The following is a 22,383-nucleotide window of genomic DNA, read 5'->3' on the forward strand; positions in this document are numbered from 1 at the left end:
ACGCCGCCACGACCCGTGATCGCTTTGGTGGGTGTCAAGCAGTGGTTAAATCACTCTCTACCTAGGGGTCGTACAGCAGCAAAAGGGGCACCCAGTCTCAAGCCGGGTGCCCCTTTTGGGGTGGTCTAAACCGTCAGACCTCGTTGATGGCCTTCTCCAGAATTGCCAATCCCTCTTCCAGCAGGTGGTCGGGCATGACCAGCGGCGGCAGGAAGCGCAGAACGTTGCCGTAGGTGCCCGCGGTCAGCACGAGCAGGCCCTCGGCGTGGCACCTCTTGGCGATCTCGCCCGCCGCGGTGGGGTGCGGGTCCTTGGTGCCGGGGACGACCAGCTCGATGGCGATCATGGCGCCGCGGCCGCGCACGTCACCGATCGCCGGGTTCTTGTCGGCGATGGCGCGCAGCCGGGGCAGCATGACCTCGCCGATGCGGCGGGCCCTGCCGGTCAGGTCGTCGGCCTCGATGGTCTCCAGCACGCCCAGCGCCGCCTCGCAGGCGAGCGGGTTGCCGCCGTAGGTGCCGCCCAGCCCGCCGACGTGGACCTTGTCGAGCAGCTCGGCGCGGCCGGTGACGGCCGCCAGCGGCAGGCCGCCCGCGATGCCCTTGGCGGTGACGATGATGTCCGGGACGATGCCCTCGTCCTCGCAGGCGAACAGGTCACCGGTGCGGGAGAAGCCCGTCTGGACCTCGTCGGCGATGAACACGATGCCGTTCTCGCGACAGAACTCCACGATCTTCGGCAGGAAGCCCTTGGCCGGCTCGATGAAGCCGCCCTCGCCGGCGATCGGCTCGATCACCACGGCCGCCACGTTCTCGGCGCCGATCTGCTTGGTGATCTGGTCGATCGCCTGGGCCGCCGCCTCCTCCGCGCAGTTGTCCGGGCCGGTGGGCCAGCGGAAGGGATAGGCCAGCGGCACCCGGTAGACCTCGGGGGCGAACGGGCCGAACCTGTGCTTGTACGGCATGTTCTTGGCCGTCAGCGACATCGTCAGCAGGGTCCGGCCGTGGTAGCCGTGGTCGAACACGACGACCGCCTGGCGCCCCGTGGCGTGGCGGGCGACCTTGACCGCGTTCTCCACGGCCTCGGCGCCGCTGTTGAGCAGGAAGGTGCGCTTCGCGTGGTCACCGGGCGTGAGCTCGTTGAGCTTCTCGCAGACCTGGACGTAGGACTCGTACGGCGTGACCATGAAGCAGGTGTGGGTGAAGTCGGCGACCTGCTTCTGCACCCGCTCGACCACGCGCGGCGCGGCGTTGCCGACGCTGGTCACCGCGATGCCGGAGCCGAAGTCGATCAGCGAGTTGCCGTCGGCGTCGACGACGACACCGCCACCGGCGTGCGTCACGAAGACCGGCAGCGTGGTGCCGATGCCCGGGGGAACGGCGGCCTGCTTGCGCGCGAACAGCTCGCGGGACTTCGGGCCGGGAATCTCGGTGACGACCCGGCGCTCCTGCGGAAGCGAGGGGCCGCCCTGGGTGACGGTGCTCATACTGCGACGGTATGTCGCGCATGCCGGTGTACGGATGATGCACTATGGCAAAATTGCGAGGAGTGCTCTGGCCGTAACGTACAAATCGGGGGTGGTTGTGGCTCCCACGCTCCGCACCGTCGTGCGGCGCCTGCCGCTCAAACTCGGTGTGCTCACCGGGCAGGACGCGCTCGACCGGCCGGTGCGCTGGGTGGCGGTCAGCGAACTGGAGGACCCGACGCCGTTCCTGGAGGGCGGTGAGCTGGTCCTCACCACGGGCATGCGCCTGGGCGCCGACAACGCCGGGCCGTACGTCGACCGGCTGGTCGGCAAGGGGGTCACCGGGCTCGGGTTTGGCGTCGGGCTGGGCCACGAGGTGATCCCGGCCGGGCTGGTGGAGGCGGCGGCGCGGGCCGGGCTGCCGCTGATCGAGGTGCCGCGCGACACCCCGTTCGTCGCGATCGGCAAGGTGGTCAGCGACCTGATCGCCGCCGAGCAGTACGACGAGATCAGGCGCGCCTTCGCCACCCAGGGCCGCCTCACCCGTGCCGCGCTCCGCCCCGAGGGCCCCCGCGCGGTGATCGACGGCCTGGCCCGTGAGCTCGGCGGCTGGGCCGTCCTGCTCGACGAGGCGGGGGCCGTACGGCACGCGGCGGGCAAAGGGGCCACCGGCATCGCCGGACTCCGCCCCGAGCTGGAGCGACTGCGACGGCCCGCCGGCGGCGGCACCCCCGCGAGCCTGGCGCTGTCCACGCCCGGCGAGCACGTCATCGTCCAGCCGATCGGCGCCCGTCGCGTCAGGGGGTTCTTCGCGGTCGGACTCGACCGGCCGTTCAGCCCGGTCGCGCACACCGTGATCAACGCCGCGGGCTCCCTGCTGACGCTCACCATCGAGCACGGCAGGGAGCACCTGGCGGCCGAGCGCCGGGTCCGCTCCGCGGCGCTCCGGCTGCTGCTGGCCGGGCAGGTGCGGGCCGGTCAGGAGACGCTGGAGCTGCTGGGGGGCGGGCTCCCCGACGGGCCGCTGGTGGTGCTGGCCGTTGGCGGCGACCAGGAGGCGGTGCTGGAGGCCGCGGGCGAGGAGTTCGCGGCGGACGCCGAGGAGCGGGTGGTGGTCGTCGTCGCGGCGGACCGGGCCGAGGAGGCGGCCGCGGCGCTGCGGGAGCACGGTCCGGTCGGGATCGGCTCCCCGGTCGGACCCGACGAGCTGCGCACCGGACTCGACCAGGCCGACCGGGCGCTCGCCGCGGCCCGCCGCGTCGCCGGACGGGTCATGCGCTTCGCCGACCTCGCGGGCCAGGGCCTGCTGTCCCTGCTGGACCCCGAGGTGGCCGGGGCGTTCTCCGCGGCGCTGCTCGCCCCCCTGCGCGAGTACGGCTCGCGCGCCGACCTGCTGGAGTCCCTCCGCGCCTACCTGGCGTGCAACGGCCACTGGGACGCGGCGGCGCAACGGCTCGGCGTGCACCGGCACACCCTGCGCTACCGCATGCGCCGCGTCGCCGAACTCCTCGGCCGCGACCTCGACGACCCGGCGGCCCGCGCCGAACTCTGGGTGGCGCTGGCCATGACGGAGTGAGCGGTACGGGAGACCGGCGGTCTGGGAGGCGCGCGGACGCGGGGAGCGGGTGCGGCGGGGTCAGCGCCCGCCGACCAGGTAGCGGGAGATGGTGGCGTAGGTGACCGCGTCGTAGGTGTGGCTGTCACGCAGGTGCCCGGCGCGCTCCAGGCCGATGGCGCCCTGGGCGGCGGCCCAGAGGGCGTCGGCGATCTTCCTGGGCTGGGTCGGGATGATGTATCCCGCCGAGATGCAGTCGGCGATCACCCGGTCGAGGACGTTGAGCGCCGCCCGGGCCAGGGTCCTGGCCCGCTCGCTCGGCACGAACCCGGGGATCGCCCGCTCGAACATCAGGGCGTAGTAGCCGGGCTCGGCCAGCGCGGCCTCCCGGTAGGCGGGGCCGAGCGCGGTCAGGTGCTCCAGCGCGTTCCCGCGCGCGGGGACCGCCTCCAGACGCCGCCGGAACCGCTCGAAACCCTCCAGGTAGAGCGCCTCGGCCAGGCCCTCCTTGCTGCCGAACATGGTGTAGATGACGGTCGTCGAGCATCCGGCCTCGGTGGCGATGCGGCGCATCGACAGGCTCTCGGGCCCGATGGTGACCAGGAGCTGGCTGGCCACGTCGAGCAGCTTGCCGCGGAGCTCGTCCTGGGTGGCCCGCTCGCCGACCAGATAGGCGCCCTGCAGTCCGCGCGGCGCCGGAGAGGTCATGCGGCCACGCCCTTCCGCTGTCGGGGAGTTGCACTCGGTGACTTAGCCAGGGCGGCGATCCTTCAAACCGCTGCCATATAACGAATATCCGTAATCTGCCCCGGTTTCGTTACAGGCAGAGAGGGAGATATTTTTATGCGTAACGGCGTGCCAGTGCAAGGGTCTTGTGCGTAGTGGAGTAACGCCACCTCCGGACCGGTGGCATACCGTCGGAGCCATGGACGTGCGCCCCTTCTGGCTCGCCGGCCGCCCCGCCACGGGGGACGCCGAGCTCACCGTGACCAACTCCCATGACGGCCGTGTCGTCGGCGTCTGCTCCGTGCCGACCGCCGGCCAGGTCGAGGAGGCCGTCGCCGCGGCGGCGGCCGTGCAGAAGCAGGCCGCCGCGCTCCCCGTTCACGTGCGGGCCGAGGCCCTCGTCCACGTCTCGCGCCGCCTGGCCGAGCGGGCCGAGGAGATCGCCCGGCTGATCATGGAGGAGAACGGCAAGCCGATCTTCTGGGCCCGCGGCGAGGTCAACCGCGCGATCTCCACCTTCCGGTTCGCCGCCGAGGAGACCCGCCGCCTCGGTGGCGAGGCGGTGCGCCTGGACACCGAGGCCGCCTCCGCGGGCCGCCTCGCCTACGTCTCGCGGGTCCCGCACGGCCCGGTCCTGGCGATCACGCCGTTCAACTTCCCGCTCAACCTGGTGGCCCACAAGGTCGCCCCGGCCATCGCGGTCGGCGCCCCGATCATCGTCAAGCCGGCGCCGGCCACGCCCATCTCCTCCCTGGTGCTGGGCGAGATCCTGGCCGAGACCGCGCTGCCCGAGGGCATGTTCTCCGTGCTCCCGGTCCCCAACGACCGCGCCGCCGCCCTGGTCGACGACCCGCGCCTGCCGATCGTCTCCTTCACCGGCTCCGGGCCCGTCGGATACGCGATCATGGACCAGGTGCCGCGCAAGCACGTCACCCTCGAACTCGGCGGCAACGCCGCCGCCGTCGTGCTCGCCGACGCCGACCTCGACTGGGCCGCCTCCCGGGTGGCGCTGTTCTCCAACTACCAGGCCGGGCAGAGCTGCATCGCGGTCCAGCGGGTGATCGTCGAGGAGTCGGTGCGCGAGGACTTCGTGGCCAAGCTGATCCCCGCCGTCGAGGCCCTGGTCACCGGCGACCCGGCCGACGACAGGACCCAGGTCGGACCGCTGGTCTCCGTCGAGGCCGCCGAGCGCGTCGAGCAGTGGGTCAAGGAGGCCGTCGCCGCCGGCGCCCGGCTGCTGACCGGCGGCACCCGCGACGGCGCCACCGTCGCGCCGACCGTCCTGGCCGACGTGCCGCACGACGCCAAGGTCTCCTGCGAGGAGGTCTTCGGCCCCGTGATGATCATCCAGACGGTGTCCGGGGTCGACGAGGCGTTCGCCGCGGTCAACGACTCCAAGTACGGCCTGCAGGCCGGGATCTTCACCCGCAGCCTGGACGTCGCCTTCCGCGCGAACCGGGAGCTGGAGGTCGGCGGCGTGATCATCGGAGACGTCCCGTCCTACCGGGCCGACCAGATGCCCTACGGCGGCGTCAAGGACTCCGGGGTCGGCCGCGAGGGCGTCCGCTCGGCCATGGCCGACTTCACCTACGAGAAGGTCATGGTCCTCACCGGTCTGTCGCTCTGACATCCCGTCCACGGCCCGCCCCCCGTCGCCCCGGGGTGCGGGCCGTGTCCATTCCGTCCCGGCTCCGTGCCGAGCTCCGGTGGTCGCCCGCCGCGGGCTCCCACTCCTCGCCCACGGCCTGGGCACGGGCACTCACCGTGGTCACGCCCTCTCGGCGACGGTGTAGAGCTCCCTGGCCACGTCGCCGAAGTAGGGGCCGTACATGGTGCTCCGGTCGTCGCTGTATTTGAAGCTGCTCACCGAGGTGATCGTGCCGCGGCCGGTGGCGGGGTCGAAGCCGCTCATCCAGGGGCCGCCGCTGGACCCGGCGGTCATGTCGCAGCGCATGCCCTGGTCGCCGGTCTGGCCGTGCGGGTCGTCATGGACCGGGCCGGCGCAGTAGACCAGGTGCTCGCCGTCGTAGGGCGCCTCGGCGGGGAAGCCGAAGCCGTGGGCCGGGCGGCCCCGGGCGGCGCCGAAGGCGATGTCCTGGCCGCCGACGACCTCTCCCAGGTGCCGGCCGCCGCTGTGGTTGAGCGCCACCATGCCGATGTCGTGGTTGTCGTCGGCGCTGCGCGACCACGGGCCCGCGACGAACATGCGCCGGGCGGTGAACTGCCCGTAGGGCCGGCGGCCCCGGTCGTAACCGGGCACGAAGGTCCAGTTGTCCGCCCACGCGCCGGCGCCGTCCTTGACGCAGTGCCCGGCGGTCACCACGAGGTCCTTGTTGGCGCTCCTGACCGAGCTCGCCGAGCAGACGAAGTCGAGCCCGCCGAGGGTGAGGAAGACCCGTCCGGTGGTGCGGGTCACCGACCCGCCCGCGCTCCAGCGCGCCCCGGTGGTGCGGGCGGCACGCTGGTGGTCCGGCAGGCCCGGCCGGCCGAACACGCCGGCCGCCGTCCCGAGCAGGCCGAGCGGGACGGCGGCCGCCATCCGGCGGGGGGTCCAGTAGTCGAGCACCCGGCGCTGGTCCGCCGGGCCGGGGGCGGTCACGTGTTCGGCGACGCCGTCCCCGCCGGGGGCCGCGCGCGGGGCCTTGGCGGCTGCCGGGAGGGGGTGGGCGGCGCCGGCGGCCCGCTGCCCGTGTTCGGTGGTCGTCGCGCCGGCCTGGGGGAGGCCCATCAGGCCGGCGACGAGCGCGGCGCCCGCAAGCAGGGGGAGGCTCGAGGTCATGAGACCCGATTTTGCACTACGTGGTGTGCTGTTGTGACTACTTTCGGTGAATCTCAGGGGGTGCCGGTGCCCTGCGCGGCCTCGTAGACGGCCTGCGCCTCGGTCCCGAAATACGGGCCGAACATCCAGCCGGCGGCGAAGCCGTACTTGAAGCTGTTCACCGAGTTCAGCGTGCCCAGGCCGGTGCCCTCGTCGAAGCCGGTGAACCAGGGGCCGCCGCTCGACCCGCCGGTCATGTCGCAGCCGAGGCCGATGTCGCGGGACATCAGGAAGTCGTCGAAGGACCGCCCGCTGCAGTAGACCAGCTTCGACCCGTCGTAGGGGGCGGCCGCCGGGTATCCGAAGGAGTGCATCTGCCGCCGCCTGGGCTGGTTGAAGGAGACGCCCTGCCCGCCGACCGCGTCGGTCAGCGACCGGCCCTCCAGCGGGGCCACCACGGCCGCGGCCACGTCGTAGTTGATGTCCTCGCTGTTGTTCCACTGCGGGGTGGTGTAGAGCGTGGTCGCCACCCAGGTGCCGTGCGGCCGCTCGCCGGCGTCGTAGCCCGGCACGAACACCCAGTTGCCGTGGAAGGCCCCGCCCAGCTTCACGCAGTGCCCCGCGGTGATCACAGTGCTTCTGTTGTCGCTGGTCACCGCGTTGCCCGAGCAGGAGGCGTTGCGGCCCTGATAGGTGAAGAACACCCGGCCGGCGGTCTTGGCGACCGCGCCGCCGCGGGTCCACCGCGATCCGGTGGTGGCGCGTGCGGCGGCGGCCCGGACGGCGGTGACGGCGTCGCCGTCCGGCGCGGTCGCGGGGACCGAGACGGGGTCGGCCGCGGCCTGTGCCGCGATCGCCGCCGCGGTGAGCCGGAGACCGTCCTTCTTCGGAGCGTAGGCGTCGAGCGGCTGGGCCGCCTCCATTCTCGCCTCCGTCCAGTAACGCTGGACGGTGCGCTGCTCGGTCGTGGTGTCGGCGGCCTCCCTTTCGGCGGGCCGGGGGGCGGCCGGAAAGGAGGCCGCCGGCGCGGCGGCGCTGTACGCGGCGGCGCTGTGCGCGGCCGCCGCCGGGAGCAGGGTGGCGCCCGTGGCGAGGGCGATGACGGGGACCAGGCGTGCCGTGCGGCGCATTCGTACCTCCCGAGACCTGATGGTGAGTGGGGAAGCTAGTGCGCTGCATGGCTGCATTTCTCAATATTTACGACTATTGATATGGCGAAATTCCGGCGTAAGAACTGCATTTCCCCCTGCGTTTCACGCACCACAGATTTCGACCCCGGTTCGACAGGTGAGCGGCAGCCGGGAGAATGGGGCGGTGCAGCCAGACACCACCCGCTCCGTTGTCCTGCTCGGCTCGACCGGCTCCATCGGGACCCAGTCCCTCGACGTCATCGCCCGCAACCCCGGCCGGTTCCGGGTGGCGGCGCTCGCCGCCGGCGGCGGCCGGATCGACCTGCTGGCCCGTCAGGCGGCCGAGTTCCGGCCCGACGTGGTGGCCGTGGCCGACCCCTCGGCCGCGCCGCGGCTGCGCGAGGCCCTGGCCGCGCACGGGGTGGGCGCCCAGGTGCTCGCCGGGCCCGAGGGGGTCGCCGAGGCCGCCGCCTGGCCGTCCGACACGGTGCTCAACGGCATCACCGGCGCGCTCGGGCTGACCTCGACGCTGGCCGCGCTGGAGGCGGGCAGGACGCTCGCCCTGGCCAACAAGGAATCGCTGATCATCGGCGGCCCGCTGGTCAAGCGCCTGGCCAAGCCCGGACAGCTCATCCCCGTCGACTCCGAGCACGCCGCGCTCGCCCAGTGCCTGTGGGCCGCCGGCCCCGCCGGTCCCGACGCGTCGGCCGTGCGCAACCTGATCGTCACCGCGAGCGGCGGGCCCTTCCGCGGCAGGTCGCGCGCGGAGCTCGCGGACGTGACCCCGGAGCAGGCCCTGGCCCACCCGACCTGGTCGATGGGGCCCGTCATCACGGTGAATTCCGCCACACTCGTCAACAAGGGCCTGGAGGTCATCGAGGCCCATCTGCTGTTCGACATCGGCTTCGACAGGATCACCGTCGTGGTCCACCCCCAGTCGGTCGTCCACTCCATGGTCGAGTTCGTGGACGGCTCGGTCATCGCCCAGGCCAGCCCGCCCGACATGAGGCTGCCCATCGCCCTGGCCCTCGGCTGGCCGGAGCGGGTCGCCGGAGCCGCCCCCGCCGTCGACTGGACCAGGGCCCACACCTGGACCTTCGACCCCCTCGACGACGACGCCTTCCCCTCCGTCGCGCTGGCCCGCCACGTCGGCTCCGCCGGCGGCACGGCTCCCGCCGTCTACAACGCCGCCAACGAGGTGTGCGTCGACGCCTTCCTGGCCGGGAGGCTGCCCTTCCCCGGCATCGTCGACACCGTGACGGCGGTGGTCTCCGAGCACACCGTGACAGGAGCAGATTCCGTCGCAGAAGTGCTCGATGCCGACGAATGGGCGCGGGCACGGGCTCGGGAGCTCACCGCGACTGCCTAGACTGGGGAAGTCGTCGACTTCACAAGGGCTGAAAATGACTTCTGTTGCTCTCGGGATCCCTTCCGTAAGGACCAGGCCGATCGCCGAGCGACGCAAATCCCGTCAGATCATGGTCGGCTCCGTGCCGGTGGGCGGGGACGCGCCGGTCTCCGTCCAGTCGATGACCACCACGGTCACCGCTGACATCAACGCCACGCTCCAGCAGATCGCCGCGCTGACCGCCTCGGGCTGCCAGATCGTCCGGGTGGCCGTGCCCTCCCAGGATGACGCCGACGCGCTGCCGATCATCGCGAGGAAGTCCCAGATCCCGGTGATCGCCGACATCCACTTCCAGCCGAAATACGTCTTCGCCGCGATCGAGGCGGGCTGCGCCGCCGTCCGGGTCAACCCCGGCAACATCAAGAAGTTCGACGACAAGGTCGGCGAGATCGCCCGCGCCGCCGCCGACCACGGGGTGCCCATCAGGATCGGCGTCAACGCCGGCTCGCTCGACCCCCGCCTGCTGCAGAAATACGGCAAGGCGACCCCTGAGGCGCTGGTGGAGTCGGCCCTGTGGGAGTGCTCGCTCTTCGAGGAGCACGGCTTCCGCGACATCAAGATCTCGGTCAAGCACAACGACCCGGTCGTGATGGTCCAGGCCTACCGCCAGCTGGCCGCCCGGTGCGACTACCCGCTCCACCTCGGGGTCACCGAGGCGGGCCCGGCGTTCCAGGGCACGATCAAGTCCGCCGTCGCGTTCGGCGCGCTGCTCTCCGAGGGCATCGGCGACACCATCCGCGTGTCGCTGTCGGCCCCGCCGGTCGAGGAGATCAAGGTCGGCATCGGCATCCTGGAGTCGCTGAACCTGCGCGAGCGCGGCCTGGAGATCGTCTCCTGCCCGTCCTGCGGCCGCGCCCAGGTCGACGTCTACACCCTGGCCGAGCAGGTCCAGGCGGGCCTTGAGGGGCTGAAGGTCCCGCTCCGCGTCGCGGTGATGGGGTGCGTCGTCAACGGCCCCGGCGAGGCCCGCGAGGCCGATCTCGGCGTCGCCTCCGGCAACGGCAAGGGCCAGATCTTCGTCAAGGGAGAGGTCATCAAGACCGTCCCCGAGTCCCAGATCGTGGAGACCCTCATCGAGGAGGCCCTGCGCCTGGCCGAGGAGATGGGCGTGGAGGTCGACCTCGACGACGAGGACGCCTCCGGTCCCGAGGTCATCGTCCGCTAGGGCCTGTACGGAGTTGAGATCAAAGGGATTGCCTGCGGTATGGCCGGCGGTCCTGGTAGGCCATCGGGCATGACGCGCGGAGACCTCACCGACGAGGAATGGTCCTTGATCGAGCCTCACCTGCCGCTGGCTGAGCGGGGCCCGATCCCGGATCCGCGACGGCTGTTCAACGCGGTGATGTGGCGGTTTCGTACCGGCAGGACCTGGCGGGACCTGCCGACCGAGTACGGGCCATGGTCTACCGCCTACGACCGGTTCCGCTCCTGGGCGCTGAACGCCCGCGACGGCGATTCCGAGGCGGCGACCACGGAGACGACGGAGACGACGGGGACCGGGAGGGGGACGGGGACGGACGAAGGCGGCTACGACGCCGGCACCGGTTCCGGCTGAAGGCGGCCAAGCTGGGCTGCTCGCGGGGCGGCCTGACCAGCAAGGTACATCTGTCGGCCGATGGTCGATGCCGTCCGCTGTCCTTCGTCCTGACTGCCGGCCAGGCTGGAGACAGCCCGCAGTTCCGCGCCGTGCTGGAGCGCATCAAGATCCGTCTGCCGATCGGCCGTCCGCGCACCCGGCCGGGCATGGTGGCCGCCGACAAGGCCTACTCCTCTCGCGGCAACCGCGCCTACCTGCGCCGACGCCGGATCAAAGCGGTCATTCACGAGAAGATCGACCAGGCGGCCAACCCGCAGGAAGCGCGGCTCCCGCGGTGGCCGGCCGGTCACCCATGATCCCGATCTCTACAAGCAGCGCAACGCGGCCGAACGCTGCATCAACCGGATGAAGGAGTGGCGTGGGCTGGCCTTCCGGTTCGACAAGACGCCCGACAGCTATCTGGCCGGCCTGCACCTACGCGGAGCCGTTTTATGGATCCGAAGTCTCCGACCAGCCTAAAGATCCGAACTCCGTACAGGCTGTGAGACCAGATTGAGCGACGTCGTGCCTGATGCGTGTTGAGCAATGACCGACCTCGAACCTTTCCCGCCTCCCACTCGTTGCCCGGGTGGGAGGATGCCGTGCAACGACAGTGGCCGCCTGGCGTACAAGCCGCGATCGGCCTCGCAGCTGCGATTTTCTTCTTCCTGGCCGCGACCGCGGAGGGAATCAGCGTCAACGGCCTTCGCGATCATGGGCTGCGAGCGCAGGCCACCGTGGTCGAGGTCCATGGTGGTCGCAACTCCTATGTCATGGCGGAATTCACAACGAATCAGGGCCAGTTCGTCCTTGTCAAGGTCGAGGCCTACTGCTGGACCCCGCGGCCGCAAGTCGGGGATACCGCCACCCTGATCTACGAGTCGGATAACCCGGCGAACGTACAAGACACCCGGATTTCCGCCAATCACGGCCGCACCATCCTGCTTGTGCTGATCGGGCTGGTGACGCTGGCGATGGCGAGCTGGTATCTCAGGCAAGCAATCCAGAGCAAGTGATCTAGTACCGGATCGGCAACGTTTGCCCTGTTGCGGTGTGATGCGCCGTCCGAATGCTGTGCCGGGCGGCGCGTGGCCGTCACCCTGGCTGGGGGCGGAACACATGTATGCGAGATCGACGATGACGAGGACAGACGGCTGCTACGGATCGTCCGCCGGGGACCGGGTCGGCGGTGACCTGGCGGCGCGCGCAAATGGTGCTGCTGTCGGTGTAGGGCATGCCGGTGGCGAAGATCGCCGAGGTGACCTTCACTAGGGTTCCGGTAGTAATCGTGGAAAACCCGACGGATATCGCTGACCAGCGTCGACGTGGAGCATCCGGGCAAGGCCAGCGGCAGCCTCAGCCGGCCCGCCGTATTTACCAACCGGCCCACCACCCCTGCGGCGCCCTCACATCAGCACAGGTAAAGGGCATATCCGTTGGATTTTCCGCGATTACTACCGGGACCCCCTTGAGGCGCGGGCTCTTCGGTGCGGTCGTGGACGTGCCGCCAGCTGAGCAGGATGTGCTGGTTGGCCATGCAGACCATGAACGCCGTCAGCAGCGTTTGGGCTACGGCCGTGCGTGAGGGTGGGGGCACGGACAGCTGCGTCGTCCAGGCCGGTGTGGTGTGGGCGAGTCGTTGGGGGGCAGGAGGGCAGGCCAGGGGCCATGTGACTGCATGCCCCCAAGACCACAAGATCTCCGGCGAAAGTCGTATGACCGGCGATGCCGTAGGACTGGATCCCACGGCTCGGTCACAGCAGCGGACAGCCGGCCTGTCTCCCCGCTGATCAGATTGCCGCGGTAGGCGTGCGGAGTGTGCCCGGAGGCGTCGGTGTTGCCCAGACCGATGAGAGGTGCCGGGCGCCCCGACCCGGGTGCAGTGCGGGCTCCCGGTTTCGGGGCCCGCACCGCACACCGGTCACTTTCACTTCGATGCGGTCTACGAGACGTACAGCATCCAGTAGGGGGGCCTCGCATAGATGCTGCTCGGACGGCAGAAAGCGGTCTTCCCGGCAGCGGTGTATGTGGCAGCCGCACGCGCGCATGCATCCGACGTCGAGTAGATGCCGGATAGGACGGGGGTGGCGGAGGTCTGCACCGTGGCCGCCTGTGCCGCGGCGGGAAAGGCGAGAGTGGCGAGGATAAGACCGATGCCAGCTGCCGCGCGGCGGAATGTGTTCGTGTTGAAAACCATGGATTGAACGGTAGAAGTCGTCCCCCTTCCCGGTCGTCAAAGCGCTCCTTGATTCCATGTCCCCCTCCAGAGTGATCTCCGCAGTCGGGACATCCTCCTCCTGGGAGACGTCGCCCTGCTTTCGCAACGGATGAGCGTGACGAAACCGTGCGCTCACAGGGCCCCGATTCACTTGCGGGAACGCAACTTCCCGCAAACCCACGCGCTGTCTTGGTGGAGCCGCCGGAGGTCGCGACGAAGGTGATGGTGTAGGTGCCCTGGAGGGGTGCTGGCCGAGACGTTGATGATCGCCGTGGTGGATTGATCGATGCTGACGGTCGCCCCCGCAGGGCTGCCGCTGGCGGACAGGGTCACCTACTGGGCCGTGCCGGGCGACAGCTTGATCTGGACGGTGGTGGATCCACCGGGGCTGACCCTGGCCGAGGGCGGGTCGACCGTGATCCCGCTGAGAGAGGGGGAGGGACCGGAAGGGCTGGTAGGACTGGGAGTACCGGAAGGAGCGGGAGTGGGCATCGAGCAGGTCGGCTCGCCGGCCTGGACGGGGACGCGGATGGCGGTCCACGCGGCCTTGGTCGCGTTCATCTCGGGGCAGCCGTAGAGGTTTTTGGCGGCCTGCATGGTGGCCACGCGTGCCCTGCCGTATGACCAGCCAAGGGACTTGCGCTGGATTCCCAGATAGAAGATCCGGGCGGCTTTCTGGATGCCGATGCCGACCAGCGTGGACGGACCGGCGCAGACCGGGCTGGCGAGTTTGCCCGGCGGGTTGGTGCCCTCGGCGAGCAGGTAGAACCAGTGGTCCTGCGGTCCCCCTCCGGGGGGCGGCAGGAGAGAGCCGTAGCAGTTCGACTGCCCTGTCAGCGAGGGGTTGTACATGTGGATGAGCGGTCCCGTGCCCACCGTGTTCACCTCCTCGCCGATCAGATAGTCGGGCTCGTCCAGGGCGAGGGGGTGGTTGACGTAGTGCTCGGTCAGGGTGCCGAAGATGTCGGCGGCCGATTTGTTGAGATCCTGCGCCTCCGCGCCGTTCCCGTCATCGGAACCGGACATTTCATAGACGGCGAGGCCGTACTGATAGCCGACCACGTCGAGTGAGGTGAGCTGCTTGGTGTGGGCGCTGTTGTGGCCGAAGACGGTGCGGGTGCCGTCCCAGTAGGCGTTGATGTTGTTCAGGCCGACGGACGCCGGGTAGGAGCGGCCGGCTCCGTCGATGCCGTTGCGTCCCAGCCAGTTGCTCAGCATGTCCCAGTGTTTCTGCGCGGCGAACATGACGTCGACGCAGGCGGTCTCCAGGCTGGTGCCGGTTCCGTTACCCCAGGTGTCGGTCGTCTTGGTGAAGACGGGGCCGTTGAGAGGGCCGCAGCTCAGACCGGGGCGGGTGGGGTCGTTCAGGGAGTACAGGCCCCCGGAGTTCGTGGTCTGGATGGTCACCGGGTTGCCGTTGAAGTGACTGTTGCCTGAGCCCAGGAGCGCCTGGCCGGAGGAGAGGCTCCCGTCCGTGCCCGCACTGTGTGCCGTGGCGAGTCGGGACACCGTGCTCGTGGTCTCCGCGCCGCTCGCCGGCGCCGTCGCGCCCATGGCGACGACCGTCATGAGAGCGACCGCTCCCAGCGTGGTTTTGGGGTTCATACGCGATGACTCCTTGTCCGCAAGCGCAAGGAGCCGTGGCCGGCCAGGGCTGCCCCAACGGTGACATCGACATGAGGGGTGGAGAACCCTACAAATCCCCATATTTCGGGCGTATGGCGTGTATAGCGCTCTCGACGGGCGCACGGGCCCGGGGGCCGGAAAACGTGTTCCGGCCCCCGGGAGGGGTCCTCGTAGTTTCGGCCGTGAATCCAACGAAGTAGGGCCTGACCTGCGTGTACAGGAAGATGATTCAGCTTGGGCCGTCCGGTCCACTGTGAAGAAACCGCAGGTCAATGCCAGCTTCGCTGGATTTTCGCCATTGCTACCGGGACCCCGACGAGAAACAAGATCTTTCTCGTCGCCAACGGTTGTCCCGTTGTTCCTCAACCCCGCACTACCCGCAAAGCGCCTACAGGGCTTGAGTACCCCTCGTGTGAGTGCAGAGCCGTGGTCGGATCTGGAGCGGCGTGTGGAACACGCCCGGAACTTTCGGGAGTCTCTAATCGTATCGAGACTGGAGGGCGTAGAATCATGACAATGACCGAAAGGGCATCGGGAACAGTAGAGAGAAACGATAAAAGCAGCAAGCGGCTGGCTGTAGTAGGCGTTGTTTTAGGGATTATCGGCACTATTTTCGGAGCTATCGGTGCCGCCGCCGCCGTTGTGGTGGTACCGGATGCGCGCGTCTTTCTCGGTCTCCCCACCGAAGTAGGAACACCCCTACCCTCTAACGCCATTGGCCACACTGCTTCCGTCTGGTCGGTTGCCTTTAGTCCGGACGGACGCACCCTGGCCACCGGCAGTCGTGACTCCATGGTTCGACTGTGGGACGTGACCAGCAAGGAAAGCATCGCCACCCTCACCGGCCACGCCAGCAATGTCATCTCGCTTGCGTTTAGGGAGCGTTCTGGGTTTGGATCTATAGCGGGTCGAGGCTTCTGATCCAGATGAGTGCTCCGCAGAGGTGGAGCCCGGCAAGGAAGCTTTCGGGGGTTTTGTCGTAGCGAGTGGCGGGCCCTCGCCACTGCTTGATCTTGTTGATGCAGCGTTCGACGGTGTTGCGGTCGCGGTAGAGGCCTTCGTCGTGGGAGACGGGCCGGCCACCGCGACCGCCCTTGTTCTTGCGGTGCTGGGCTTGGTCGGCCTTGACCGGGATGACACCCTTGATGCCGCGGCGGCGCAAGTAGATACGGTTGAAGCGAGAAGAGTAGGCCTTGTCAGCGGCGACCGCGTCGGGTCGAGTGCGGGGACGGCCGACCCAACCGCGGACCTTGATGAGCGTCAAGACCTTGACGAACTGAGGGCAATCCGCGCTCTGCCCGGCGGTGAGGACGAACGACAACGGACGGCACCGCCGGTCGGTCGACAGGTGGGTCTTGCTGGTCAGCCCGCCACGAGAGCGCCCCAAGAGGGCGGTCTTCAGCCGGACCTTCCGTCGCCGCCGGGCCTGCCGACGCCCGCCGTCTTGGACGTCTTTGCTGTCCTGGACGTCTTGGAGTTGCGGTTTTTGTCCCTCGCTCGCACCCCTTTTTCCTCCTCAGCCGCTTTTTCGAGCGCCCGCAGGAGTTCGGGATCCACTGCCATCCCTGCGGCGTGCTGGTGGGCTCGCTGGCTGGTGGAGTCCACGCTGACCAAACTGAGATCGACCTGACCGCGAGCAGCCGCCTCCGCGATCATCCGTTCCTGCAAGTTCTGCATGACGCCCGACAGCGCCCACGCCCGGAACCGGTCATAGACCGTCGACCGCGACCCATACTCGGCCGGAACGTCCCGCCATGGGCTGCCCGTCCGGAAGTGGTAGATCACCCCGTTCAGTTGCCGCCGAAGGTCGGGGACCGGCCCCCGCTCACCCAACGGCAGCCATGGCTCGATCAGCGCCCATTCCGCATCGGTTACATCACCACGTGCCATATCAACGGTGCTACCAGCCACGGTGTTCACCCGCAGGGCGAACACCGTGATCTCAACTCAGAACACTCCCTAGCGCCCGCCGGGCGGCCGCGCGCCGCCCGGACGGCCGTGCGCGCCGCCGGATGTCCCAGGGCCGCCGGACGGCTGCACCGGACGAACTGCGCCGAACGGCTGCGCGCCGCCGGGCGGCCGTGCCGTACACCTCTGAACGGCTGTGCGCCTCCTGGACGGCTGTGCGCCTCCGCGCAGCCGTCCACTCACGTCCGCAGGCCACCCGCCGCGCGGGACCCATGGGTGTCCCGTGGACACGCGGTGACGGAGCCGCCCCGCCCTTGCCCACATCGATTACATAACGCAATTGCTTGACTACAGAGTGGTAATGATCCGGGTGTGTTACCGATGACGGTGCCATCACCTGGGAGACCATCGCCTCTGCCTTATGAGTAGGGGGAGTCTCTGTGAAAAGGGTCGTCGGGATCGTCGCGACCATCGGGATGCTGGCCGCCACCCTCGGGGTTCCGGAGGGGGCGGTGGCGCAGGGGCGGCAGGAGCTGGTCTGGGGGCCCTGTGACGAGGCCCCCAAGACCGTGCCGCTCGACGGCGTGCTCACCGCCCCGGCCAGGTCCAGGGCGAGGGAGGGCGAGGTGGAGTGCGCCAACCTCAGGGTGCCGCTCGACTACGCCAACCCGTACCAGACCATCAGCCTGGCCCTGAACAGGATCAAGGGGAAGGCCTCGCGGGACCACAACCACCTGGGCGTGCTGCTGGTCAACCCCGGGGGCCCCGGGGCCTCCGGCCGCAACCTGGCCAAATACGTCGCCGCCCGGCTCCCCGACAACCTGGCCGACCGGTTCGACGTGATCGGCTTCGACCCCCGGGGGGTGGGGGACAGCGAGCCCGCGCTCCGATGCGTGGACCCCGCGAAATACTACGCCGCCCCCCGCCCCGACCACGTGCCCCGCACCGAGCGGGAGGAGAACGCGCTGATCGGCCGGGCCAAGCAGTACGCCGAGGCGTGCGGCAACCGGTGGGGCTGGCTGCTGCCCCACATGACCACCGCGAACTCCGCCCGGGACATGGACGCCATCCGGGAGGCCCTGGGCGAGTCCGAGATCAGCTTCCTGGGCTACTCCTACGGCAGCTACCTCGGCGCGGTCTACGCCACGCTCTTCCCCGACCGGGTCAAGCGGCTGGTCCTGGACAGCGTCGTGGATCCCCGCGGGGTCTGGTACGCCGCCAACCTCGCCCAGGACGTCGCCTTCGACCGGCGGCACCAGGACTTCCTGAAGTGGACCGCCCGCCACAACGACGTCTACAAGCTCGGCGGCACCGGCAAGTCGGTCTCCTTCGCCTGGTACGCCATGCGGGAGCGGCTGCGCACCCGCCCGGCCGGCGGGGTGGTGGGCCCGAGCGAGCTCGACGACATCTACACCGTCGGCGGCTACTCCGACGCGGCCTGGCCGCAGCTCGCCAGGGCGTTCTCCGCCTACGTCAAGAAGGGCGACACGGCGCCCATGCTCGCCGCCTACCAGCGGCACGTGAAGAACGACGCCAAGGCGGAGAACGGCTACGCCGTCTACCTGGGGATTCAGTGCCGTGACGCCGCGTGGCCGCGTGAGTGGAGCCGGTGGCGGAGCGACATGTCCCGGCTGCACGCCACCACGCCCTTCCTCACCTGGCCGAACGCCTGGTACAACGCGCCGTGCGCGTTCTGGTCCGAGCGGGGCGGCACCCCGGTGAAGATCCAGGACAGCCGCGACCTGCCGCCGGTCCTGCTCGTCCAGGCCGAGCGTGACGCCGCGACGCCGTATCCGGGGGCCCTGCAGATGCGCAAGCTGCTCGGCGGCTCCCGGCTGGTGACCGTGCCCGGTGGCAACCACGGTGTCGTGCTCAGCGGCAACCGCTGCGCGGACCGCTATCTGGCGGCCTACCTCAAGGACGGCAGCCTGCCGGGTCCGGACGAGCGCGCCGCGACCGGGTCGGACGCCCGCTGCACGGGGGTCGCCGAGCCCGCGCCCACCGCCCGTATGGCGGCGAGGGTTGATTTGAGTAGGCGGAGATGACTGGCTCTAGGTTGGTTCCTGCCAAAATCGAAGGGGTCGCGTAGGCTGATCGCGTGATGCTGCGCACAACGGCGTCGCGCGTGCTCGACGACAACGATCGTGACGAGGTGCTGGCCCTTCTGGACGCCGACCCCGTCGTCAACGTCTTCGTCGCCTCCAGGGTCCGTGCCGTCGGGCTCAATCCGGCCAGGCTCGGCGGTCAGATGTGGGGGTTCGGGCCGCGCGGCGGTCTGACCTCTCTCTGCTATGCCGGTGCCAACCTGGTCCCGGTGAACGCCGGCACGGACGCCGTGCACGCCTTCGCTGACCGCGCCCGTAAGCAGGGGCGCCGCTGTTCCTCGATCGTCGGCCCCGCCGACGCCGTCGCTCCGCTGTGGGAGCGGCTGGAGCCCCACTGGGGCGCCGCCCGCGCGGTCCGCTGGGCCCAGCCGGTGATGGCGGCCACCACGCCGTCCCCGGTCCCGATCGACCCCCTGGTCAGGCGGGTGCGGCCGGAGGAGTTCGAGATCCTGCTCCCCGCCTGCGTGGCGATGTTCACCGAGGAGGTGGGCATCTCCCCGGAGGCGGGGGACGGCGGTGCCCTCTACCGCTCCCGGGTCGCCGAGCTGATCCGGATCGGCCGCTCCTACGCCCGGATCGAGCACGGCCGGGTCGTCTTCAAGGCCGAGATCGGCGCGGTCACGCCGCTGGCCTGCCAGATCCAGGGCGTCTGGGTCCACCCCGACCTGCGCGGCCGCGGGCACGCGGCGGCGGGGATGGCCTCGGTGGTCAAGCACGCGCTCGACTGCTTCGCGCCGGTGGTCTCGCTGTACGTCAACGACTACAACGCCCCGGCCAGGGCGGCCTACCGCAAGGCGGGGTTCAAGGAGGTCGGCACCTTCATGTCGGTGCTCTTCTGAGCGCCGGCGCCCGGAGCGTGCGCGCGACCGCTGTCCGGTAGAAGGCGCCTGGTCACGGGTCACCCGGACGGGGGACACCGGATCATCCCGGCGACGGGTGCGGTCGGCCCGGACACCGGATTACGGTCCCTTCCCATGAAGGTGGCGCAGCGGAAGACGTGGTTCGGAACGGGATTGCTGGTCGTGGCCCTGATCGTGACGGGGCTGAGCGTCTTGGTGTTCCTGCGGGCGGGCGCCACGCAGGAACGGATCGACGGGCACCTGCGGAAGGCGGCCGGACTGCTCAGCGAGGCGGAGACCGTCAAGGGGACCGATCCCGGGCGGTACGAGGAGCTGACCCGGGAGGCCGACCGGTACGCGGGGTTCGCCGACGCCGACCAGGAGGAGTACGGCTCCCAGTCCTCGGGCGCGTGGCTCCTCGCCGCCGGCGCCGCCGGGTGTCTGGCCGGATGCTTCATCGTGCTCCTCCCCCGTCGCGGCCGCGCGATCCGGAGCTCCACGCTCGATCGCGCGTGACAGCTCGTCCCGGAACGTGCTCCGCGGGTGGCGGTTCCGGAACGTGCCCCGCGGGTGGCGGAAGGTGCTCCGCGGGTGGCGGAGGCGGCTGACGGCGCAGGCCGGAACCTCGCACCGGGCCGTGCCCGCGCGGTGCGTGGCCGACGCCCGCCAGGGCGACGCGGTCGTCAGCGGGCCGCCGGCCCGGACGGCTCCCGGGGCGGGGGCGGGCGCCGGAACCTCTCAGAGGCTGCGCACCAGGCAGGACATCAGGCGCTCCAGCTCGGCCTCGGGGTCGGTGGTGAGGCCGGCGTGGACCGGGCCGGTCTGCACGATCGTGCTGCGCGGGGCGGTCAGCCAGCGGAACCGGCCGCCGAGCGGCTCACCGGTCAGCGGCCCCGCGTCAGCCGTGCAGGAACGCTGGTAGGCGCCGAGCGCGTGCCGCACCCCGTCGACGTCGGCGTGGGCGTCGAGCGCCTGCAGCCGTGTCTCGTCCAGCTCCACCCGCGCGCACAGGTAGGAACGCGGCTGGCAGTAGAGCACCACCCCGGCGTTGATCAGCTCGCCCCGCTCCACGCGGGGGACCACCCGGATCACGGCGTACTCGTAGACGTCTCTCACCGGTTGTCCTTCCAGAACGCACCGACCGAGCCGGTCTTCCTGTCCTGCCTGGGGGCGCTCGAAGGGCCGGGCAGCCAGGAGCGGGGCCCCTGCGCGCGGGCCAGCAGGTGCTCGACGTACGCCTGCCGTACGGCCTGCGCGCCGTCGAAGCCGGGCTCGTCCTCCAGCCACTCGTCGGGGACCTCGTCGACCACCCCGTCGAGGAAGTCCCTGGTGATCTGCTCGCTGAGCTCGGCGTCGGCCTCGGCTATCCGGGTGGCGAAGGGCGCCAGCACGTGGTCGGCGGCGTCGAAGCCGCGCTGCGGGTCGGCGGTGGGCCAGTTGTGGTGGAACCAGAGGGCGGCGCCGTGGTCGATCAGCCAGACGTCGCCGTGCCAGAGGAGCAGGTTCGGGTTGCGCCAGCTCCGGTCGACGTTGTGGACGAAGGCGTCGAACCAGAGCAGCCGGGAGGCGGAGTCGGGGTCCGGGGGCCAGGCGAGCGGCTCGAAGCCGAGCGCGCCGGGCAGGAAGTCGACCGCCAGGTTGTGGCCCTCACTGGCCTTGAGCAGATCCTGGATCTCCTCGTCGGGCTCCCGGGCGCCGAGCTGCGGATCGACGTCGATCACCTTCAGCTCGGGGGTGCGGAAGCCGAGCCGCCTGGCCAGCTCGGCGCAGATGATCTCCGCGACGAGCACCCGGCGGCCCTGCCCGGCGCCACGGAATTTGACGACGTAGGTGCCGAGGTCGTCGGCCTCGACCACCCCGGGGAGCGACCCGCCCTCGCGCAGGGGCGTCACGTAGCGGGTCGCTGTGATCTCTTCCAACACCCTGCCAGGCTACCGGGTCGCTCTCTCCCGGACGGCGCTCGGCGTCACCCGCCTGACCAGCCCGCCACCCGACGGCTCCAGGGTGCCGACCGCCTCCCGGAGCGGCTCCCGAGAGGCGGGGACGGCGGCCGCGCGCCACCCGCCGGAGCCGGGTCCGGCGGCGGGCCGCGGCCCGGCCACACTCACAAGCCGGGCCCGGCCACGGTCACAAGCTGGGTCCGGCGGCGGGCCGCGGCCCGGCCACGGTCACATCTCGGCGATGACCTCCTCGGCGAAACGCTCCATGGTGGCGATCTTGAGTGCGAGACCGTCGCCGTGCTCGGCCTTCTCCTCCGGGGTGGCCAGCCACCAGGGGGCGGCCAGGGTGCCGGTGACGCCCTTGTCGGCGAAGCGCCGGTAGGTGCCCGCGTCGGGCATGACCGCGAGGGGAGCGATGATCTCCAGGGCGTCCTCCGGCCTGCCGTACTCCTTCAGGTGACGTCTGAGCGCGGCGAGGATCTCGTCGAGCTGTTCCTCCGTGTAGACGCGGTTGCCCATCCAGCCGTCGCCGATCCGGGCCGCGCGGCGCAGGGCCGCCTCGCTGTCGCCGCCCACGAAGAACGGCACCGGCCGGGCGGGGACGGGGGAGATCGACAGCGGGCCGTAGTCGAAGTGGGCGCCGTGGTGCTCGACCGTGCCGCCGGCCCACAGCTCGCGCAGCGCGGGGATCATCTCGTCCAGCCTGCGGCCCCGGGTGTGGAAGTCCTGGCCGGTCTGGACGAACTCCTCCTTGCACCAGCCGACGCCGACGCCGAAGGTCACCCGGTCCCCGGAGAGCACCGCCGCCGTGGAGACCTGTTTGGCGACGGTGAACAGGTCCCGTGCCGGGGCGACGTAGACGTTGGGGGCGAAGCGCAGGGTCGAGGTGACCGCGGCCATCGCCCCGATCGTCACCCACACGTCGGGCCAGTGGGTCTCGGCGTCCCAGCGGGGCGCGCCCGTCTCGGAGTAGGGGTAGGGGGAGTCGAAGTCGGCGTAGAAGATGTGGTCCGACAGTGTGAGCGTGTGGAAGCCGCACCGTTCCGACACCCTGGCCAGCTCGACGAACTGGTCGGTCTCGACGAACGACGCTCCAAGCCAGAACTGCACGGGTCCTCCCCGGGCTTCG

17 protein-coding genes and 2 pseudogenes are annotated in these 22,383 nt (G+C 70.4%); 10 read left to right on the plus strand and 9 right to left on the minus strand.

Annotation, left to right across the window (positions count from 1 at the left end; genetic code table 11):
• Positions 1–133 precede the first annotated feature (133 nt).
• Positions 134–1,486, minus strand: a complete 1,353-nt coding sequence (gabT, locus tag J2S55_RS01505; RefSeq protein ID WP_306856727.1) for a 4-aminobutyrate--2-oxoglutarate transaminase — start codon at positions 1,484–1,486, stop codon at positions 134–136.
• Between the two features lie 91 nt (positions 1,487–1,577).
• On the opposite strand from gabT, the gene J2S55_RS01510 reads away from it, so the two are divergent.
• Complete coding sequence (locus tag J2S55_RS01510) at positions 1,578–3,041, plus strand: PucR family transcriptional regulator (protein ID WP_306856728.1); 1,464 nt, start codon at positions 1,578–1,580, stop codon at positions 3,039–3,041.
• Positions 3,042–3,101: 60 nt separating this feature from the next.
• Here the strand turns inward: J2S55_RS01510 and J2S55_RS01515 are convergent, their stop codons facing one another.
• Positions 3,102–3,728 (minus strand): TetR/AcrR family transcriptional regulator, encoded by a 627-nt coding sequence (locus J2S55_RS01515; protein ID WP_306856729.1) that lies wholly within the window; start codon positions 3,726–3,728, stop codon positions 3,102–3,104.
• 217 nt (positions 3,729–3,945) lie between these two features.
• Between J2S55_RS01515 and J2S55_RS01520 the strand changes: the two genes are divergently transcribed.
• Positions 3,946–5,373, plus strand: coding sequence for an aldehyde dehydrogenase family protein (locus J2S55_RS01520; RefSeq protein WP_306856730.1), 1,428 nt, complete (start codon positions 3,946–3,948; stop codon positions 5,371–5,373).
• Positions 5,374–5,514: 141 nt separating this feature from the next.
• On the opposite strand, the gene J2S55_RS01525 is transcribed toward J2S55_RS01520, so the two are convergent.
• The gene (locus J2S55_RS01525; RefSeq protein WP_306856731.1) at positions 5,515–6,525 is read right to left on the minus strand and encodes a trypsin-like serine peptidase; all 1,011 of its coding nucleotides are present in this window, start codon (positions 6,523–6,525) and stop codon (positions 5,515–5,517) included.
• A gap of 53 nt (positions 6,526–6,578) precedes the next feature.
• Positions 6,579–7,634, minus strand: a complete 1,056-nt coding sequence (locus tag J2S55_RS01530; protein WP_306856732.1) for a trypsin-like serine peptidase — start codon at positions 7,632–7,634, stop codon at positions 6,579–6,581.
• A gap of 184 nt (positions 7,635–7,818) precedes the next feature.
• On the opposite strand from J2S55_RS01530, the gene dxr reads away from it, so the two are divergent.
• The 4 genes and pseudogenes from dxr to J2S55_RS01550 all read left to right on the plus strand — a co-directional run bounded on the left by dxr (position 7,819) and on the right by J2S55_RS01550 (position 11,634).
• Positions 7,819–9,003 carry a 1-deoxy-D-xylulose-5-phosphate reductoisomerase gene (gene dxr, locus J2S55_RS01535; protein ID WP_306856733.1) on the plus strand — a complete coding sequence of 395 codons (1,185 nt, stop codon included), beginning with the start codon at positions 7,819–7,821 and terminating at the stop codon, positions 9,001–9,003.
• 34 nt (positions 9,004–9,037) lie between these two features.
• A complete protein-coding gene (gene ispG / locus J2S55_RS01540; protein ID WP_306856734.1) occupies positions 9,038–10,207 on the plus strand; it encodes a flavodoxin-dependent (E)-4-hydroxy-3-methylbut-2-enyl-diphosphate synthase in 1,170 nt (389 codons plus the stop codon).
• A 69-nt stretch (positions 10,208–10,276) separates the two neighbouring features.
• A pseudogene (locus tag J2S55_RS01545) lies at positions 10,277–11,098 on the plus strand (IS5 family transposase).
• A 122-nt stretch (positions 11,099–11,220) separates the two neighbouring features.
• Positions 11,221–11,634: a DUF3592 domain-containing protein gene (locus J2S55_RS01550; protein ID WP_306856735.1), complete on the plus strand. Its 414-nt coding sequence runs from the start codon at positions 11,221–11,223 to the stop codon at positions 11,632–11,634.
• 1,535 nt (positions 11,635–13,169) lie between these two features.
• Here J2S55_RS01550 and J2S55_RS01555 read toward each other — a convergent pair.
• Positions 13,170–14,441 (minus strand): M4 family metallopeptidase, encoded by a 1,272-nt coding sequence (locus tag J2S55_RS01555; protein ID WP_306856736.1) that lies wholly within the window; start codon positions 14,439–14,441, stop codon positions 13,170–13,172.
• Between the two features lie 537 nt (positions 14,442–14,978).
• On the opposite strand from J2S55_RS01555, the gene J2S55_RS01560 reads away from it, so the two are divergent.
• Positions 14,979–15,383: a WD40 repeat domain-containing protein gene (locus tag J2S55_RS01560; RefSeq protein ID WP_306856737.1), complete on the plus strand. Its 405-nt coding sequence runs from the start codon at positions 14,979–14,981 to the stop codon at positions 15,381–15,383.
• Here the strand turns inward: J2S55_RS01560 and J2S55_RS01565 are convergent.
• Positions 15,361–16,352, minus strand: a pseudogene (locus tag J2S55_RS01565) (IS5 family transposase). The gene J2S55_RS01560 and the pseudogene J2S55_RS01565 overlap by 23 nt on opposite strands.
• A 458-nt stretch (positions 16,353–16,810) precedes the next feature.
• On the opposite strand from J2S55_RS01565, the gene J2S55_RS01570 reads away from it, so the two are divergent.
• The 3 genes from J2S55_RS01570 to J2S55_RS01580 all read left to right on the plus strand — a co-directional run bounded on the left by J2S55_RS01570 (position 16,811) and on the right by J2S55_RS01580 (position 19,830).
• Positions 16,811–18,415 (plus strand): alpha/beta hydrolase, encoded by a 1,605-nt coding sequence (locus tag J2S55_RS01570; protein ID WP_306856738.1) that lies wholly within the window; start codon positions 16,811–16,813, stop codon positions 18,413–18,415.
• A gap of 56 nt (positions 18,416–18,471) precedes the next feature.
• Positions 18,472–19,314, plus strand: coding sequence for a GNAT family N-acetyltransferase (locus J2S55_RS01575; RefSeq protein ID WP_306858539.1), 843 nt, complete (start codon positions 18,472–18,474; stop codon positions 19,312–19,314).
• Positions 19,315–19,449: 135 nt separating this feature from the next.
• A complete protein-coding gene (locus J2S55_RS01580; RefSeq protein WP_306856739.1) occupies positions 19,450–19,830 on the plus strand; it encodes a hypothetical protein in 381 nt (126 codons plus the stop codon).
• A 222-nt stretch (positions 19,831–20,052) separates the two neighbouring features.
• Here J2S55_RS01580 and J2S55_RS01585 read toward each other — a convergent pair whose 3' ends face one another.
• From J2S55_RS01585 to J2S55_RS01595, 3 genes are all read right to left on the minus strand, one after another.
• Positions 20,053–20,430, minus strand: coding sequence for a DUF3037 domain-containing protein (locus J2S55_RS01585; RefSeq protein ID WP_306856740.1), 378 nt, complete (start codon positions 20,428–20,430; stop codon positions 20,053–20,055).
• On the minus strand, positions 20,427–21,236 hold the full coding sequence (locus tag J2S55_RS01590; RefSeq protein ID WP_306856741.1) for a HipA family kinase: 810 nt from the start codon (positions 21,234–21,236) through the stop codon (positions 20,427–20,429). Before J2S55_RS01590 ends, J2S55_RS01585 begins: the two co-directional genes overlap by 4 nt.
• Positions 21,237–21,482: 246 nt before the next feature.
• A complete protein-coding gene (locus J2S55_RS01595) occupies positions 21,483–22,364 on the minus strand; it encodes a TIGR03619 family F420-dependent LLM class oxidoreductase (protein WP_306856742.1) in 882 nt (293 codons plus the stop codon).
• Positions 22,365–22,383 lie beyond the last annotated feature (19 nt).

The organism is Streptosporangium brasiliense (assembly GCF_030811595.1).
Lineage (GTDB): Bacteria > Actinomycetota > Actinomycetes > Streptosporangiales > Streptosporangiaceae > Streptosporangium > Streptosporangium brasiliense.

What these genes read in the sequence shown, in the direction of transcription:
- J2S55_RS01580 (WP_306856739.1), top strand. Translation starts at nt 19,450, where the DNA reads ATGAAGGTGGCGCAGCGGAAGACGTGGTTCGGAACGGGATTGCTGGTC.
- J2S55_RS01575 (WP_306858539.1), top strand. Translation starts at nt 18,472, where the DNA reads ATGCTGCGCACAACGGCGTCGCGCGTGCTCGACGACAACGATCGTGAC.
- J2S55_RS01555 (WP_306856736.1), bottom strand. Translation starts at nt 14,441, where the DNA reads ATGAACCCCAAAACCACGCTGGGAGCGGTCGCTCTCATGACGGTCGTC.
- J2S55_RS01560 (WP_306856737.1), top strand. Translation starts at nt 14,979, where the DNA reads ATGACCGAAAGGGCATCGGGAACAGTAGAGAGAAACGATAAAAGCAGC.
- ispG (WP_306856734.1), top strand. Translation starts at nt 9,038, where the DNA reads ATGACTTCTGTTGCTCTCGGGATCCCTTCCGTAAGGACCAGGCCGATC.
- J2S55_RS01530 (WP_306856732.1), bottom strand. Translation starts at nt 7,634, where the DNA reads ATGCGCCGCACGGCACGCCTGGTCCCCGTCATCGCCCTCGCCACGGGC.
- J2S55_RS01515 (WP_306856729.1), bottom strand. Translation starts at nt 3,728, where the DNA reads ATGACCTCTCCGGCGCCGCGCGGACTGCAGGGCGCCTATCTGGTCGGC.
- gabT (WP_306856727.1), bottom strand. Translation starts at nt 1,486, where the DNA reads ATGAGCACCGTCACCCAGGGCGGCCCCTCGCTTCCGCAGGAGCGCCGG.
- J2S55_RS01525 (WP_306856731.1), bottom strand. Translation starts at nt 6,525, where the DNA reads ATGACCTCGAGCCTCCCCCTGCTTGCGGGCGCCGCGCTCGTCGCCGGC.
- J2S55_RS01520 (WP_306856730.1), top strand. Translation starts at nt 3,946, where the DNA reads ATGGACGTGCGCCCCTTCTGGCTCGCCGGCCGCCCCGCCACGGGGGAC.